At 74.3% G+C, this 16,455-nt stretch carries 16 protein-coding genes; 9 read left to right on the top strand and 7 right to left on the bottom strand.

The window, feature by feature from the left end:
- Genes APR03_RS20550 through APR03_RS20515 form a run of 8 tightly spaced genes read left to right on the top strand, consistent with a single transcriptional unit; the run spans position 1 to position 10,264 of the window.
- Positions 1-987 (top strand): ABC transporter permease, encoded by a 987-nt coding sequence (locus APR03_RS20550; protein WP_253838864.1) that lies wholly within the window; start codon positions 1-3, stop codon positions 985-987.
- Positions 987-1,979, top strand: a complete 993-nt coding sequence (locus APR03_RS20545) for an ABC transporter permease (protein ID WP_253838859.1) — start codon at positions 987-989, stop codon at positions 1,977-1,979. Before APR03_RS20550 ends, APR03_RS20545 begins: the two co-directional genes overlap by 1 nt.
- The gene (locus APR03_RS20540) at positions 1,976-2,836 is read left to right on the top strand and encodes an ABC transporter ATP-binding protein (RefSeq protein ID WP_253838851.1); all 861 of its coding nucleotides are present in this window, start codon (positions 1,976-1,978) and stop codon (positions 2,834-2,836) included. Before APR03_RS20545 ends, APR03_RS20540 begins: the two co-directional genes overlap by 4 nt.
- The gene (locus APR03_RS20535) at positions 2,833-3,684 is read left to right on the top strand and encodes an ABC transporter ATP-binding protein (RefSeq protein ID WP_253838849.1); all 852 of its coding nucleotides are present in this window, start codon (positions 2,833-2,835) and stop codon (positions 3,682-3,684) included. Before APR03_RS20540 ends, APR03_RS20535 begins: the two co-directional genes overlap by 4 nt.
- A complete protein-coding gene (locus APR03_RS20530) occupies positions 3,681-4,988 on the top strand; it encodes an alpha/beta fold hydrolase (protein ID WP_253838847.1) in 1,308 nt (435 codons plus the stop codon). Before APR03_RS20535 ends, APR03_RS20530 begins: the two co-directional genes overlap by 4 nt.
- Entirely contained in the window at positions 4,985-6,424 is a 1,440-nt protein-coding gene (locus APR03_RS20525; RefSeq protein ID WP_253838845.1) for an aminopeptidase P family protein, read from the top strand. Before APR03_RS20530 ends, APR03_RS20525 begins: the two co-directional genes overlap by 4 nt.
- The gene (locus APR03_RS20520) at positions 6,417-9,149 is read left to right on the top strand and encodes a beta-L-arabinofuranosidase domain-containing protein (protein ID WP_253838843.1); all 2,733 of its coding nucleotides are present in this window, start codon (positions 6,417-6,419) and stop codon (positions 9,147-9,149) included. Before APR03_RS20525 ends, APR03_RS20520 begins: the two co-directional genes overlap by 8 nt.
- Complete coding sequence (locus APR03_RS20515) at positions 9,146-10,264, top strand: epoxide hydrolase family protein (RefSeq protein ID WP_253838841.1); 1,119 nt, start codon at positions 9,146-9,148, stop codon at positions 10,262-10,264. Before APR03_RS20520 ends, APR03_RS20515 begins: the two co-directional genes overlap by 4 nt.
- Positions 10,265-10,277: 13 nt before the next feature.
- Here the strand turns inward: APR03_RS20515 and APR03_RS20510 are convergent, their stop codons facing one another.
- Positions 10,278-10,718 (bottom strand): nitroreductase/quinone reductase family protein, encoded by a 441-nt coding sequence (locus APR03_RS20510; RefSeq protein WP_253838839.1) that lies wholly within the window; start codon positions 10,716-10,718, stop codon positions 10,278-10,280.
- Between the two features lie 86 nt (positions 10,719-10,804).
- Between APR03_RS20510 and APR03_RS20505 the strand changes: the two genes are divergently transcribed.
- Positions 10,805-11,419 (top strand): TetR/AcrR family transcriptional regulator, encoded by a 615-nt coding sequence (locus APR03_RS20505; protein ID WP_253838837.1) that lies wholly within the window; start codon positions 10,805-10,807, stop codon positions 11,417-11,419.
- Between the two features lie 12 nt (positions 11,420-11,431).
- On the opposite strand, the gene APR03_RS20500 is transcribed toward APR03_RS20505, so the two are convergent.
- From APR03_RS20500 to bla, 6 genes are all read right to left on the bottom strand, one after another.
- A complete protein-coding gene (locus APR03_RS20500; protein ID WP_253838835.1) occupies positions 11,432-12,376 on the bottom strand; it encodes a cation diffusion facilitator family transporter in 945 nt (314 codons plus the stop codon).
- A 3-nt stretch (positions 12,377-12,379) separates the two neighbouring features.
- On the bottom strand, positions 12,380-12,796 hold the full coding sequence (locus tag APR03_RS20495) for an ArsR/SmtB family transcription factor (protein ID WP_253838833.1): 417 nt from the start codon (positions 12,794-12,796) through the stop codon (positions 12,380-12,382).
- A 12-nt stretch (positions 12,797-12,808) separates the two neighbouring features.
- Positions 12,809-13,435 (bottom strand): TetR/AcrR family transcriptional regulator, encoded by a 627-nt coding sequence (locus APR03_RS20490; RefSeq protein WP_253838832.1) that lies wholly within the window; start codon positions 13,433-13,435, stop codon positions 12,809-12,811.
- A 61-nt stretch (positions 13,436-13,496) separates the two neighbouring features.
- Positions 13,497-14,384: an SDR family oxidoreductase gene (locus APR03_RS20485; RefSeq protein WP_253838830.1), complete on the bottom strand. Its 888-nt coding sequence runs from the start codon at positions 14,382-14,384 to the stop codon at positions 13,497-13,499.
- Positions 14,385-14,418: 34 nt separating this feature from the next.
- Entirely contained in the window at positions 14,419-15,177 is a 759-nt protein-coding gene (locus tag APR03_RS20480) for an SDR family oxidoreductase (RefSeq protein ID WP_253838828.1), read from the bottom strand.
- 182 nt (positions 15,178-15,359) lie between these two features.
- Positions 15,360-16,343: a class A beta-lactamase gene (gene bla / locus APR03_RS20475; protein WP_253838826.1), complete on the bottom strand. Its 984-nt coding sequence runs from the start codon at positions 16,341-16,343 to the stop codon at positions 15,360-15,362.
- Positions 16,344-16,455 lie beyond the last annotated feature (112 nt).

Here is a 16,455-nt window from a genome sequence, read left to right as displayed (position 1 = left end):
ATGACGTCCCCGACCGATCTCACGACGGCGCAGCCCGTCGAGGCCGGGACCGACGACACCCCGCAGGCGCCGGCGGCCGCAGCCGCCGGCGCCCCGCGGGCGGGTGGCGGCGGGACCTGGCACGCCCTGCGGCGCGACGCCGGCGCCATGCTCTCGCTCGGCTACGTCGTGCTCGTCACCCTGGCCGCGGTCCTCGCGCCCGTGCTCACCGCGGTCAGCGGCTGGACGCCGTACGCGTTCGACCAGTCCGCCATCGACCCGAACCTCGGCGGCATGCCGATCGGCCCGTGGGGCGGTGTGAGCGCGGAGCACTGGCTCGGTGTCGAGCCGGGCAGCGGCCGCGACATCTTCGCCCGGATCGTCTACGGCGCGCGTGTGTCCATGGCCATCGCGCTGTCCGCGACCGCACTGACCACGGTGCTCGGCGTCTCGCTCGGGCTCGTGGCCGGGTACTTCGGCGGGCGGGTCGACCTGGTGATCTCGCGCGTCATGGACTTCCTCATGGCCTTCCCCGCGCTCATCTTCATGATCGCGGTGCTGTCGGCCCTGCCGGCGAGCAACCGCTCCGCGCTGCTGGTCGTGGTGATCTCCGTGTTCGGCTGGCCGTACCTTGCCCGCATCGTGCGCGGCCAGACCATGTCCCTGGCGCAGCGGGAGTTCGTCGAGGCGGCCCGTGCCGCCGGCGCGGGCGGCACGCGCATCGTGTTCCGCGAGATCCTGCCCAACCTGCGCTCGACCATCATCGTGATGGCCACGCTCGCCGTGCCCGGCTACATCGGCACCGAGGCCGGGCTGTCGTTCCTCGGGGTGGGCGTGGTCCCGCCCGCGCCGAGCTGGGGGCAGATGATCGCCGCCTCGGTGAAGTGGTACGCCGTCGACCCCGCCTACTTCGTGTTCCCCGGCGCGTGCCTGTTCCTGCTCGTGCTCTCGTTCACGGTGCTCGGCGACCGCCTGCGCGCCGTCGTCGACGCCCAGGAGGGTCGCTGATGCCCCGCTTCCTGCTCACCCGCGCCGGCTCGGGGCTCGTCGTCCTGCTGCTGGTGTGCCTGTTCACGTTCGTCGTGTTCTTCGCGCTGTCCCCCGACCCCGCCGTGCAGATCTGCGGCAAGAACTGCACCCCCGCGGTGATCGACCAGATCCGCGGCAACCTCGGGCTGGACCAGCCGTTCTGGACCCAGTTCGCGCAGTTCGTCGCCGGCATCTTCGTGGGTCGCACCTACGGCGACGGCGCCGGGGCGGTCCACTGCGCGGCGCCGTGCCTGGGCTACTCGTTCCAGTCCAGCCAGGCCGTGTGGGACATGATCGTGCAGCGTCTGCCCGTCTCGGCGACGATCGCCGTCGGCGCGGCCGTGCTGTGGCTGCTCGCGGGCCTGCTGGGCGGCCTGCTCAGCGCCGTCAAGGAGGGCACGTTCCTCGACCGGTTCACCACCGGCCTGACGCTGACCAGCATGTCGATCCCCAACTACGTGCTCGCGCTCGTGCTGCAGTACGTGCTGGTGGTCCAGCTGCGGTGGCTGCCGTTCCCCCAGGCCGTCCGGTTCGCGGACGACCCCGGGCAGTGGTTCGCGAGCTTCGTCATGCCGTGGATCGTGCTCGCCGTCGGGTACGCGGCCGCCTACACGCGCCTGACCCGCGCCAACGTGCTCGACGTGCTGCGCGAGAACTACGTGCGCACCGCACACGCCAAGGGCCTGCCGCCGTCGCTCGTGTGGCGGCGGCACGCCCTGCGGCCCGCCCTGACCCCCGTGGTCACGATCTTCGGCATGGACTTCGCCGGGCTGCTGGGCGGGGCGCTCATCACCGAGACGGTGTTCGGCATCAACGGCGTCGGCAAGATGGCCGCCGACTCCATCGCCCGCAACGACCAGCCGGTCATCATGGGCGTCACGCTGCTCGCCGGGTTCCTCGTCGTCGTCGGCAACGTCGTGGTCGACGTCGTGTACACCGCCATCGACCCGAGAGTGCGGGTGAACGCATGACCCTCCTCGAGGTACGTGACCTCACGGTCACCTTTCCCACCCCGCGCGGGCCGCTCGACGCCGTCCGCTCGCTCGACCTCGACCTGGAGCCCGGCGGGGCGCTGGGCATCGTGGGCGAGTCGGGCTCCGGCAAGTCGATGACGAGCCTGGCGATCATGGGTCTGCTCCCCCGGGCCGCGCGCCGCACGGGCAGCGTGCGGCTGACGGGCCAGGACCTGGCCACGCTGTCGGAGGCCGAGCTGCGCCGCGTGCGCGGCGACCGCGTCGCCATGGTGTTCCAGGACCCGCTCTCGTCCCTCAACCCCTACTACACGGTGGGGCTGCAGATCGAGGAGGCCTACCGCGCCCACCGGCCCGGCACCACGCGGCGCGTGGCCCGGCGGGTCGCGGTCGAGGCGCTGGAGCGGGTGCACATCCGCGACGCCGCCCGGCGCGTGCACCACTACCCGCACCAGTTCTCCGGCGGCATGCGCCAGCGCGTCATGATCGCCATGGCCCTGTGCACCGAGCCGGAGCTGCTCATCGCCGACGAGCCCACCACGGCCCTCGACGTCACCGTGCAGGCGCAGATCCTCGACCTGCTCCAGGAGATCCGGCGCGAGACCGGCACCGGCCTGGTGCTCATCACGCACGACCTGGCCGTGGTCAGCGAGGTCACCGAGCACCTCGTGGTCATGAAGGACGGCCGGTGCGTCGAGCGGGGCACCGTCGAGCAGGTCTTCACCGACCCCCGGCACCCCTACACCCGGGCCCTGCTGGCGGCCGTGCCCCGCATCGACGACGAGATCGGCGAGCTGCGGGCCGTACGGGCGACCGACCCCACGACCGACCCGACGACGGACGGAGCCCGCGCATGACCGAACCACTCCTGCGGGCCACGCACCTGGTCAAGGAGTTCCCCGTGCTCGGCACGGGCGGCCTGCTGCGCCGCCCCGACACGTTCGCGGCCGTGGACGACGTGAGCTTCGAGATCGCCGCGGGCGACACGCTCGCCCTGGTGGGCGAGTCCGGCTCGGGCAAGTCGACGACGGCGCGCCTGGCCGCCCGCCTGCTCGACGCCACCTCCGGCACCGTCGAGCTCGACGGCGAGGACGTCACCCGGCTGAGCGGGTCGGCACTGCGGAGGTTCCGCGGCGACGTGCAGGTCGTCTTCCAGGACCCGTACTCCTCGCTCAACCCGCGGCACACCGTCGAGCGCATCGTCACCGCGCCGCTGCTCTACCAGCAGCGCCCCGTCCCGGGCGGGGCGCGCGCGTTCACGCAGGCTCTCATGGAGCGCGTGGGGCTGGACCCCGACCACTCGCAGAAGTACCCGGCGCAGTTCTCGGGCGGGCAGGCGCAGCGCATCGGCATCGCCCGGGCGCTCGCCGTCGGGCCCCGCCTGATCGTGTGCGACGAGGCGGTCTCGGCCCTGGACGTGTCGGTCCAGGCCCAGGTGATCAACCTGCTGCGCGACCTGCAGCGCGAGGAGGGCCTGACCTACCTGTTCATCGCGCACGACCTGGCGGTGGTGCGGCAGATCGCCACGCGGGTCGCGGTGATGACCCAGGGCCGCATCGTCGAGGAGGGCGACCGCGACGCCGTCTTCGGCGACCCGCGGCACGAGTACACGCGCACGCTGCTCGCCGCCGTGCCGCGCATCCGGCCCGAGTGGGAGGCCCAGCGGCGGCGCAACGCCGCGGCACGGACAGGAGCGACGTCATGAGTACCGCTCCCGACACCGCCTGGGCCACCTCCCTGCTCCCCGGCATCGGCGTCCGCGAGCGCCGCCTGACCGTGCCGCTGGACCGGTCGGGGAGGCTGCCGGGCGAGGTGTCGCTGCTGGTGCGCGAGCTCGTGGACCCGGCCCGCCGGGACGACGAGGAGCTGCCCCTGCTGGTGTACCTGCAGGGCGGGCCGGGCGGGGCGAACCCGCGGCCGCTGCGGCGGGACGGCTGGCTGGACGTGGCGCTGCGGCACCACCGTGTGGTGCTGGTGGACCAGCGCGGCACGGGCGGCAGCGACCCGCTGGACGGGGAGGTGCTGGCGAGCCTGGACGCGCGCGCGGGTGCCGACCTGCTGGCGTGCTACCGCGCTGACTCGATCGTCGCGGACCTGGAGGACGTGCGCCGTGCGGTGTACGGCGGACGGCCGTGGAGCACGCTGGCGCAGAGCTTCGGCGGGTGGATCACGCTGACGTACCTGTCGTTCGCGCCGGAGGCGCTGCGTGCGTGCTACGTGGCGGGCGGCATCCCGGGCACGCCGCCGGACGCCGCGGAGGTGTACCGGCGCACGTTCGGCCGGGTGGCCGGGAAGACGGCGGAGCTCTACCGGCGCTACCCGGGCGACGTGGAGGTGGTGGCGGCCGTGGCGGACCGGCTCGCGCAGGGCGACGTCCGGCTGCCCGACGGCGACCTGCTGACGGTGCACCGGTTCCAGTCGGTGGGCATCGACCTGGGCATGAAGCCGGGTCCGGAGCGGCTGCACTGGCTGCTGGAGAAGGCGTTCGTGCGGCCGGGCCGGCTGTCGGCGGGGTTCCTGCAGGAGGTGATGGTCCGCACCGCGCAGGCGGACGGGCCGCTGTTCTGGACGCTGCAGGAGTCGATCTACGGGCACGGCGGCAACGGGCCGACGGGCTGGGCGGCGCAGGCCGAGCGCGACCGGCGCCCGGAGTTCGGCCCGGACCGGCGCCCGCTGCTGTTCACGGGCGAGATGGCGTTCCCGTGGATGTTCGACGAGATCCGGCTGCTGCGCCCGTTCGCGGGCGCAGTGCACGAGCTGGCGGCGCGCCAGGAGTGGTCGCCGCTGTACGACCTGGACCGGCTGGCGGCCAACGAGGTGCCGCTGGCGGCGGTGGTCTACCACGACGACATGTTCGTGGACTCCGGCCTGCAGCTCGACACGCTGTCGCGCGTCGGGTCGGCGCAGGCCTGGGTCACCAACGAGTACGAGCACGACGGGATCGGCGACGCACGCGTGCTGGAGCGCCTGCGCGAGCTGGTCCGCGACCGAGGAGGAGAGATCCGATGAGCACGAGCACCACCCCCGGCCGGCCCCCGTACGCGGGCACGCGTGCGCCGCGCCTGACCGAGAGCGCGGCGTTCACCGCGCACATGGCGCGCGGCTGGGGCGCGCCGGACGTCGTCGTCCCGGTGACGCCCGGGGCGCCGGAGGCGGCCGCGGACCACCGCCGCCGCCTGTCGGAGCGGCTGCGCGGGCACGACGTCGTCGTGGCCGCCGGGCGCGCACCGCTGCGCAACGGCGACGCGATGTACGGGTTCCGGGCCGACAGCGACTTCGTGTGGCTCACGGGCACGCAGGCCGAGGACGGCGTGCTGGTGCTCCGGGCCGCGGGCGACGGCCACGACGCGACCCTGTACCTGCCGCCGCCCGCCCGGCCCGGCGGGAGCGCGTTCTTCGGCGACGCCGCGTACGGCGAGCTCTGGGTGGGGCCGTCGCCCGACCTGGCCGCGTGGGCCGAGGCGTTCGGCATCGCGGTGGAGCCCGTGTCCGCGCTCGACGCCGTCCTGGACCGGCTGGACGGCGCGCTCGCCTCGCCGTCGGTCCCCGGCGACCTGGTGCGCCGGTACGACCTGAAGCCGGCCGAGGACCTGGCCCGGGCGCTGTCCGACCTGCGGATGGTCAAGGACGACTGGGAGGTCGCGCAGCTGCGCGAGGCGATCGACCACACCGTGACCGGGTTCGACGCCGTGGCCCGGGAGGTGCCGCGCGCCGTCGACGGGCTGGGCGAGCGGTGGCTGCAGGGCACGTTCGACCGGCACGCGCGCACGTACGGCAACGGCCCGGGGTACTCGACGATCGTCGGTTCGGGACCCCACGCCCCGACCCTGCACTGGGTGCGCTGCGACGGGCCGGTGCTGCCCGACCTGCCGCTGCTGCTCGACATGGGCGTCGAGGCGAACACCCTGTACACCGCCGACGTGACGCGCACCATCCCGCCGTCCGGCACGTTCAGCCCCGTGCAGCGGCAGGTGCACGACCTGGTCGAGGCGGCGCACCGCGCCGGCATGGCGCAGGTGCGCCCCGGCGTGGAGTACCTCGACTTCCACTTCGCGGCCATGGAGGTGATCGCGACGGGCCTGCACGACTGGGGCCTGCTCGACGTCTCCGTGGACGAGGCCCTCTCCCCCGGCGGGCAGCAGCACCGGCGCTGGCTGGTCTGCGGCATCGGCCACCACCTCGGGCTGGACGTGCACGACTGCGCCCACTCCGACTACGACACCTACCAGGGCGCCGCCCTGGTGCCCGGCGTGGTGATGACCGTCGAGCCCGGCCTCTACTTCCACGCCCACGACGAGACCGTGCCGCCCGAGCTGCGCGGCGTCGGCGTCCGGCTCGAGGACGACCTGCTCGTCACCGCCGACGGCGCCGAGGTGCTCTCCGGCGCCCTGCCCATCGACGCGGCCGGCGTCGAGGAGTGGACGAAGGAGCGCATCGGTGGCTGAGACCCTGCCCGAACCGTTCACCCTCGACGCCGTCGAGCTGCACGAGTCGGTCTTCACGCGGGCACGCGACCAGATGCTGCACCTGGCGCGCGTCTACCCCGTCGACCGGCTGCTCGCCGTCTTCCGCGTCAACGCCGGCCTCGACACCCGCGGCGCTCTCCCGCCCGGCGGCTGGGAGGACCTCGGCCACCCCGACGAGGACGCCTGGGGACCCGACGACTACCCCGGCCGCGAGGCCGCGCCCACCGCCAACCTGCTGCGCGGGCACTACGCGGGACACTTCCTGTCCATGCTCGCGCTCGCGGCCGCCGGCGCGCCCGACCCCGCGGACCGCACCCTCCTGCGCGGCAAGGTCGACGCCCTCGTCGACGGGCTCGCCGAGGTGCAGGCGGCGCTCGCGGCCACCGGCCGGTACAGCCACCCGGGCTTCCTGGCCGCCTACGGCGAGTGGCAGTTCTCCCGGCTGGAGGGCCTGGCGCCCTACGGCGAGATCTGGGCCCCGTACTACACGTGCCACAAGATCATGGCCGGGCTGCTCGACGCGCACCGGCACACCGGGTCGGCCCGGGCGCTGGAGGTCGCCGCCGCGATGGGGCGCTGGGTGCACGCGCGGCTGTCGGTGGTGCCCGCCGAGCAGCGCGCCCGCATGTGGTCGCTGTACATCGCGGGCGAGACCGGCGGCATGAACGAGGTGCTGTGCGACCTCGCCGTGCTCACGGGCGACCGCGCCTTCGTGGGCACGGCCCGCCTGTTCGACCTGGACCCCCTGCTCGACGCCGCGGCCGCCGGCCGGGACGTCCTGGACGGCATGCACGCCAACCAGCACGCCGCGACGCTCCTGGGCTACCTCGCGCTCGCCGACCTGACGGGCGAGGACCGGTACCGGGACGCCGTCGTGCACCTCTGGGACATGCTCGTGCCGGGCCGTACGTACGCGCACGGCGGCTCGGGCGAGAACGAGCTGTGGGGCCCGGCGGGCGTGGTCGCGGGCGACATCGGCACCCGGAACGCCGAGACGTGCGTGACCTCCAACATGGTCAAGATCGCTCGTGCGCTGTTCGAGCGCACCGGCGACCCGCGCTACGCCGACTACGCCGAGCGCGCCCTGACCAACCAGGTCCTCGGCTCGCGCCGCGACGTCACCTCCGACGACTCCCCCGAGGTGACCTACATGTTCCCCGTGCACCCGGGGGCGCTGCGCGAGTACGACAACGTGGGCACGTGCTGCGGCGGCACCGGGCTCGAGAACCACGTGCGGTACCAGGACGCGGTGTACTTCCGGTCCGCGCCGGGCACGCCCCGGGTGGTGTGGGTGAACCAGTACGTGGCCTCCACGCTGCGGTGGCCCGACGCCGGCGTGCGCCTGACCCAGGACACCCGCTACCCGCTGGAGGGCGGCAGCCGGATCCGGGTCGACGTCACGGGCGACCTCGAGCTGCGCCTGCGGGTCCCGGGCTGGGTCACGTCCGGCGCCGTCGTGCGCGTGGACGGCGAGGCGCAGACGGCTGGGCCCGACGACGGGACCGACGGCGCATACCTGGTGCTGCGCCGCGACTGGCGCCCCGGGACCGTCGTCGAGATCGACCTGCCGCTCACGCTGCGCGAGGTCGCGACGCCGGACGACCCCTCGGTGGTCTCCCTGGAGCTCGGGCCGACCGTGCTGCTGGCGCGCAGCGCCGCCACGACGTGGCTGCCGGTCGCCACGGCGGCCTGGCGGCGGCTGGACGGGACGCTCGACGCCCCGCTGGTTCCGGGTGACGGCGGGACGTGGCACCTGGGCGACCTCGTCCTGGAGCCCGCCTGGTCCGGGTCCGACGAGCGGTACCACCTGTACCTGCGCCGCTCGGACGCGACGATCGCGTTCGCCGGGGCGGACCCGGCGGCCGACTCCGGGGTCCCGGACGTGGCACGACCGGACGGGCGCACGTTCCTCGACACGGTCTGGTCGGACGGCGGGTTCGCGGACCGCCCGGCGTTCCTCGAGGCGGTGCTGCGTGTGACGCACGAGTTCGCCGGGCTGGGGCTGCTCGGCGGGGACGAGGCGCGCCGGGTGCTGGTGGCGGCGGCGCGGTGCGACGTCGGGCGCGCGGGCGGGCCCGCCGCACCCGGGGCGCCCGCGGGCGAGGAGGCCGCGCTCCTGGCACGCGCTCCGGAGGCGGCCCACACCGGTTCGGCACCCCGGGTGGCGATCGTCCCGGCGGAGGCGCCCGCCGTCTCGGGCTGGCACCTGCGGCCCGTGGCCCTCACGGTCTCGGCGCGGGCGGACGCCGGGCAGACCGCGGTCGAGGTCCGTGTCGGCGAGGCGCCCTGGACGCCCGCGGGGGCCGGGCCGCTGGTGCTGGCCGACGGCGTGCACACCGTGACGGCGCGCGCCGTGGACTCCTCGGGCCGGGAGCGCCGCGTGGTGCGCGAGGTCAGCGTGGACACCCGGCCGCCGGTCACCACCGCGACGGTGCGGCGCCTCGGCGCGCGCGGCGTGGAGATCAGCCTCAGCGCCGCCGACGACGTCTCGGGCGTGGACAGCATCCGCTGGAAGGGCCCGGACACGTTCTGGGCCACCTTCGCCGAGCCGTTCACCCGGGCGCTGTCCGACGAGCCGCAGGTCATCGAGTACACGTCGACCGACCGCGCCGGGAACCAGGAGCCGGTCCGCACGCTGGTGCTGCCGGGCTGGGGCGAGCCCGCCGCGGCAGTGTCAGTGACCCCGCCTACGGTCGTCCCATGAGCGCACCGCGGCCCTTCACCATCCACGTCCCCGACGAGGTCCTGACCGACCTGCGGGAGCGCCTGGCGCGCAGCCGGATCCCGGACGACTCGCCGCGGCGTCCGCCGTCGGGCATGACCGCCGACTACCTGCGCGAGCTCGTGGACACGTGGGCGCACTGGGACTGGCGCGCGCGGGAGGCCTGGCTCAACGAGCACCCGCAGCTCCTGGCCCGGGTCGACGGCGTGGACCTGCACGTCGTCCACCTGCGCTCCGGGAGGCCCGGCGCACCGGCCCTCCTCGTGATGCACGGGTGGCCGCACACCTTCGCGCTCCAGCTGGACTTCGCCGACCTGCTGCCCGACCTGGACGTCGTGGTCGTGAGCCTGCCCGGGTTCGGGTTCTCGGAGCCGTACCCGGACGGCCCCATGACGGAGAAGCGGCTGGCCGCCACCATGCACGCCCTCATGACCGACGTGCTCGGGTACGCGCGGTACGTCACCTACGGCGAGGACGTGACGGCCAACGTCAGCGACCTGATCGCCGCCCGGTACCCGGAGCACGTCGCGGGCATCGTCGCGACGCACGCGCACTTCCCCACGACCCAGGAGCGCGCGGAGATCACCGACCCCGAGGTCAGGGCGTTCTTCGACGGCATCGCCGCGAAGCACCTGACCGACGGCGCCTACGGCCACGTGCAGGCGACCCGGCCCGACACGCTCGCGGCCGCGCTCGACGACTCCCCGGCCGGTCTGCTGGCCTGGCTCACCGAGAAGCTCGTCGAGTGGAGCGACACCCCGCCCGGCGACCCGCGCGCCGTCGAACGCCGCATCTCGCGGGACCGCATCCTGACGGAGGCGACGATCTACTGGGCCACCCGGACGATCGCGACGTCGTTCCGGCCCTACTACGAGGGCGCCGACCAGCCCGACCCGATCCCGCCGACGGCGGTGCCCGCGGCGGTGCTCGTCCAGCGGCACGAGGCCACGTACCCGGAGTCGCTCGCGCGCCGCCACTACCTCGACCTGCGTACCTTCGACCGCCTCGAGGAGGGCGGCCACTTCACGGTCGGCGAGGTGCCTCAGGAGATGGCGGCGCGCGTGCGGGCGTTCGTGCGGTCGCTCGACCTGCGGTGACGCCCGCCCGGCGTCAGGCCACCGGCTCGAGCCGGACCACCGGGAACTTACGGTCCGTGTGGGTCTCGTACTCCTTGGCGTCCGGCCAGTACTCGGCCCAGATCCCGTACAGGCGCTCCCACTCCGGGGACGGCCCGCGCACCACGGTGGCCCGGGCGCGGAGGGTCTGGTCACCGACCTCGATGGTCAGCTCCTCGGGCCCGTCCTCGACGTTCGCCACCCAGTCGGGATCCTTGGGCGCGCCGCCCATCGAGCCCGCCACGAGGTAGGCGTCGCCGTCGGTCGCGGCCACCAGCGGCGCGATCCGTTCCGTGCCGCTCACGCGGCCCACGTGGTGCAGCAGCACCAGGCGCTTGCCCACGAAGTGCCCGCCCGCGACGTCCTCGCCGAGCACGCCCGCGTTGGCCCGGTACGCCTCGATGATCATCGAGTTCATGTCGTTCTGGTCCGCCATCTGATCCTCCTCCGGCCTGCGTCGACCACCACGGCCGACCAACCGGACTTTACCCCGCTTACGCCTCCGGCGGTAGCATCCCTCGTGTGACCAGCGACCTGACGTGGGGCAGACCCCGGCCCGAGCGGGCCGACGCCGCACGCAACCGCCAGGTGCTGCTCGACACCGCGCGCACCCTGCTCGCCGAGGGCGGACCCGGGCTGCTCACGATGGACCTGCTCGCGGAGCGCTCGGGCCTCGGCAAGGGCACGGTGTTCCGGCGCTTCGGCAGCCGGGCGGGCATCTTCCAGGCCCTGCTCGACGACAGCGAGCGCGACCTGCAGCGGGAGGTGCTCAGCGGCCCGCCGCCGCTCGGCCCGGGCGCCCCGCCCGCCGACCGGCTGCTGGCCTACGGCATCGCACGCATCCGGTTCCTGGCCCGGAACCAGGCCGTCGCGCGCGCCACGCTGGACGGCCGCCAGGAGCCCGGCGCCCGCCGGCCGCTGTCCGCGATCCACATCCGGGTGCTGCTGCGGGAGGCGGGCCTGACGGGTGTCGACGTCGACGTGCTCGCCGTCCAGCTCACGCACGCACTGGACGGCCCGATGATGCTCCAGGTGTTCGGCGAGCACGCGCCGGACGACCCGCCTCCGACCGCACGCCTCGAGCAGGGCTGGCGCTACCTGGTCGAGCGCCTGGTCGGGCCGGTCGGCGACCCCTGAGGGCCGGACGGCTCAGGCGTGCGTCGGCGCCTCGTGCCGGGCGTGCTCGGCGGGCTCGAGCTGGAACGTGGAGTGCTCGACGGACACTGCGAACTGCGTGGCCACGCAGCGCTGCAGGGCGTCGAGCACGGGCGGGGCGTGCCCGTCACGGAAGCAGGCGTCACGCACCACGACGTGCGCGCTGATCACCGGCAGGCCCGTGGCCACGAGCGACGCGTGCAGGTCGTGGACCGACTCCACGTTCTCGACCTCCAGCAGCCGGGCGCGCACCTGCTCCAGGTCGATGCCGGGCGGCGTGGCCTCCAGCAGCACGTTCGCGGAGTCCACCAGGAGGCGCGCGGCGCGCGGCAGGATGAGCACGGCGATGACGAGGCCCGCCACGGCGTCGGCCCGCTGCCAGCCCGTGGTGGCGATCACGACCGCCGCGACGATCACCGCCACCGACCCGAGGGCGTCGTTCACGACCTCCAGGAACGCGGCCCGCAGGTTGAACGACGCCGACCGGCCGCCCGCCAGCACCAGCAGCGCCACGATGTTGCCCGCCAGACCCACCACACCGAACACCAGCAGGCCAGGGCCGGGCGCCTGCGCCGGCCCCACGAGGCGGCTCACACCCTCGAACAGGGCGTAGACACCCACGGCCAGCAGCACGGCGGCCTGCGCGAGCGCGGCCAGGATCTCGGCCCGCCGGAAACCCCAGGTGCGGCGGGGCGACGGCGCCCGCAGCGCGAGCGACGCGGCGAGCAGCGCGATGCCCAGCCCGGCGACGTCGGTCAGCATGTGCGCGGTGTCGACCAGCAGCGCGAGGCTGCCGGTGAGCAGCGCACCGACCGCCTGGGCCAGGAAGACGGCCGCCGTGATCCCGAACGCGACCGCGAGCCGACGGCGGTTGCCGCCGTCGCCCGAACCATGGTGGCTGTGCCCACCGCCATGCCCGCCGTGCTGGTGATCGGCCATGGCTCAGCTACCTCCCGCCGCGATGCCCACGACCACAGGATCCGCCACGGCGCCCGGCTCCGCATGGGCGGCCGAGCCACCGACGCCGTACACGGGGCACAGTGCGACGGCGTCGCCGGTCAGCGCGAGCAGCCGCTCGGCCGACTCCAGCACCGCGAGCGTCGCCCCGGGGTGCGCCAGCGAGAACATCGATGCCCGGCCCTGGGGCCGGGACTCGACCAGACCGCAGTCCCGCAGGCAGGCGAGGTGCTTCGAGACGGTCGACTGCGCGAGGCCGAGGTGCCGCGTCAGGTCGACGACGCGGTGCTCCCCCAGCGCCAGGTGGCGCAGGATCGCGAGCCGGGACGGGTCGGAGAACCCGTGGAACAGGCAGGCCGCCACGACCAGCCCGGCATCGTCCGTCTCGTTTCTCATCGCCATGTGGCGATGTTATCAATCCGAGGAGATGCCACCCAGCAGGTTGCCCACCAGGGCTTCCACGAATGCGCCGGTGACCGGCTCGTCCGGCACCAGCAGCCGGTGGTAGACCGCGCCCCAGAGCTGGTCGACGACCACCTGCACGTCGACGTCGTCCCGCAGCTGGCCCGCCTCCTGGGCGGACCGCAGGCGCTCGGCGGCCAGCCGGCGGCGCTCCGAGGAGTACAGCGACCGGTACGCCGTGGCGAGCTCCTTGTCCGTCTGCGCCTCGCCGATCAGCTCGGTCAGGATGCGCCCGCCCGGCGTGGTGGTCATCAGGCGCACGAACGCGTGGAGCTGCTCGAGCAGGTCCGCGCGGACGTCCCCCGTGTCGGGGAACGCGAGTCGGTCCTGCACCGCGTGGAAGTACCCGTCGAGGGCCAGGGCACCCTTGGACGGCCACCACTTGTAGAGGGTCGTCTTGCTGACGCCCGACAGACGCGCGACCCGCTCGAACGTCAGGTCCGCGATGCCCTCCGCGAGCAGCACGTCGCCCACGGCGCGCAGCACGTCGGCCCGCACCTCGTCGGCGGGGCGGCGCCCCCGGCCGCGGGTCCGGGCCGGGGGCGTGTCGACGGCGGTGGCCGTCGCCTCGTTGTTCACGTCACTCTCCTCCTGGGCGTCCGGCGGTCAGTGTAGGTCGGGGACGGTTCGCCGGACGGCGTCACGCACCGACCCTGACCAGGTCACCCAGGCCGACGCGCTCCAGGAACTCCCGGCGCGTGCGGTCGGCGAGCTCGGAGACGGCCTCCGAGCCGTCGTTCGCCGGGTCGATGTGCACCCGGTACGGCCGCGTGCCCGCGGGCAGCGCGACGACGCGGGCGATCTCGTCGGACACGAGCGACGCGTCGGCGTCGGGCGCCAGGGCGGCGAGCTTCTCGGCCACCTGGCCCATGAGCCCGGCGTAGCGGGTCTCGTACTCGGCCTCCACCCCGCTGTCGGCGGGGTGTCCCGCGTGCGCGAAGTGGTTGGTGCCCCGCGTGAACGAGCCCGGCACCACGATGGTCGTCTCGACGCCCCAGCGGGCCAGCTCCCCGGCGTAGGACACGGCGAGCGAGTCCATCCCCGCCTTGGCGGCGAAGTAGGGCGCCAGGTACGGCGGGGTACCGCCCTTGACGCTGGAGCTGGACACCCAGACCACCAGGCCGGAGCCCTGCCGGCGCATGCCGGGCAGGACAGCGCGGTTGACCCGCTGCGTGGACAGCACGTTGACGTCGTACAGCTCCGCGAGCTGTTCGGTCGTGAACGCCTCGGCGGGGCCCACCATCATGTGGCCCGCGTTGTGCACCAGCACGTCGATGCGGCCGTGCTCGGCCTCGACCTGCGCCACCGCCTGGTCGACCGACTCCTGGGAGCTCACGTCGAGCTCGACGGAGCGCAGGTCCACGCCGTGCTCGGCGGAGTAGGCGGCCGCGGCCTCGACCTGCGGCGCGTTGCGCCCCGCGGTCTGACGCATGCCGGCGTAGACGATGTCACCGCCGTCCGCCAGGGCGCGGGCCGTGAGGGCGCCGAACCCGGAGGAGGCCCCGGTGATCAGGATGACGTTGCTCATGACGGTTTCCTCTCGCTGCAGTGGTTCCGGGGGTTCAGGCGATGCCGCCGTTGACGTACACGGTCTGCCCGTTGACCCAGCGCGCCGGGCCGGCCAGGAACGCGACGGTCTCGGCGACGTCGTCGGGCGTGCCCAGGCGCTCCAGCGGGGCGAGCCGGGCGAGGGTGTCGACGGTCTGCTGGTCCTTGCCGTCGAGGAACAGCGGCGTGGCGGTGGGGCCGGGGGCCACGGCGTTGACGGTCACGCCCTTGCCGCGCAGCTCCCGCGCGAGCACGAGGGTCAGCGCCTCGACGGCCGCCTTGGACGCCGCGTAGGGCGCGTAGGTCGGGTGCTGCAGCCGGGTCTGGCTCGTCGAGAACCCGATGATGGCGCCGCCGGGCCGCACGCGGCGCGCGGCCTGCTGGGCCACGACGAACGACCCGCGGATGTTGGTGCGGTGCATGCGGTCGAGGTCGTCCAGGTCGAACCTCGCGACCGGGCCCAGGATCATGATCCCGGCGGTGTTGACGACCACGTCGATGCCGCCGAACGCCGCCTCGGCGGCGTCGAACGCGGCGGCCATCGCGGCCTCGTCGGCCACGTCCCCGCCGACGGCGATCGCCTGCCCGCCCGCGGCGGTGATCCGCTCGACGAGCTCGTCGGCCCGGGCCTGGTTGCCCGCGTAGTGGACGGCGACCGCGTAGCCGTCCGCGGCGAACCGCTCGACGACGGCGCGACCGATGCCACCTGTCCCGCCCGTCACGAGGGCGACGCGGGGGGTGCTCTGCTGCTCGGTGTCCCGCTCGGTGTTCATGGTGTGCTCCTCACCTCTCGAAGTGGACTGTGCGTTCATATAACCACACATGTGTACGCTGTGTCCATATCTTCGTGAGATCAGCTTTCCCCTCGCCGCTTCCCCTTCGAGACCGAGGTTGCTTCGCTCTCAGGCGCTTGAGAGCGAAGCAACCTCGGTCTCGAAGGGGAAGGGGGCGCCGATCAGCTCGTGAGGGCGCGCACGGCGACGGCCGTGACCTGCGCCAGCAGCGCGTCGTCGGGTTCGGCGTCCCGGTCCCGGAGCTGCGTGAGCACGGCCAGCACCACGGGGTCGCCGTCCGGCGGCCACACGACGCCGACGTCGTTCCGCGTGCCGACGGCGGAGGTGCCGGTCTTGCTGCCGACCGTCCAGCCGTCCGGCACGCCGGCGCGGATCGTGCCGTCGCCGGTGGTGCTCCCCCGCAGGGCCTCGACCAGCACGGCCCGGGCGTCGTCGTCCAGGCGGTCGCCGAGCGCGTAGGCGCGCAGGTCCTCGGCGAGGGCGCGCGGTGTGCTCGTGTCGCGCTCGTCGCCCGCCGGCACGTCGTTGAGGTCCGGCTCCGGCCGCGCCGACACGGTGGCGCCGTCCCCGGCGGCCCGCAGCGCGGCCTGGAGGCCCGCGGGCCCACCGAGCGCGTCGAACAGCAGGTTGCCTGCGGTGTTGTCACTCTCGCGGACGGCGGCGTCGATCACCTGGCGCACCGTCAGGCCGTCGGTCACGTGCCGCTCCGCGACGGGCGAGTACGGCACGAGGTCGTCGGCGGTGTACGTGACCACGCGGTCGAGGCCGGCCGTCCCGTCCCGCTCCAGGAGCGCGCCGGCCGCGAGCGCCTTGTACGTCGAGGCGAAGGCGAAGCGGTCGTCGGCGCGGTGGGCGGCGACGCGGCCGGTCCCGGTGTCGAGGGCGTAGAGGCCGACGACGGCGTCGTACCGGGCCTCGAGGTCCGCGATCTCGTGGCGCACGTCGACGGCGGAGTCGGCGTCGGGGTCGGCGTCCGGTCCCGTGTCCGGCGGCCCGGGCGCGGGCGCCGTGACGGCAGACGCCGTGTCGTCGGGTGCTGCCGCACCGCCGCCCGAACAGCCGCCGAGCGCGGCGCCGAGGGTCAGAGCGGCGGTCAGGGCGAGGACCGCCACGGCGGCCCGGTGCGTCAGGCGACGGCTGTGCACGCGGTGGGCTCCTGTTCACGACAGCGGTCCGGACGCCCCCAGAGTGCCCGGACCGCTGTCAGCTTGTCGCGGTGGTCCGGACGCCCCCAGAGCGCCCGGACCCCCGCAGGTC

The organism is Promicromonospora thailandica, from assembly GCF_024171955.1.
Classification (GTDB): domain Bacteria; phylum Actinomycetota; class Actinomycetes; order Actinomycetales; family Cellulomonadaceae; genus Promicromonospora; species Promicromonospora thailandica.
Note: the sequence above shows the minus strand (reverse complement) of the source record. Positions and strands in the feature narration are given on the sequence as shown.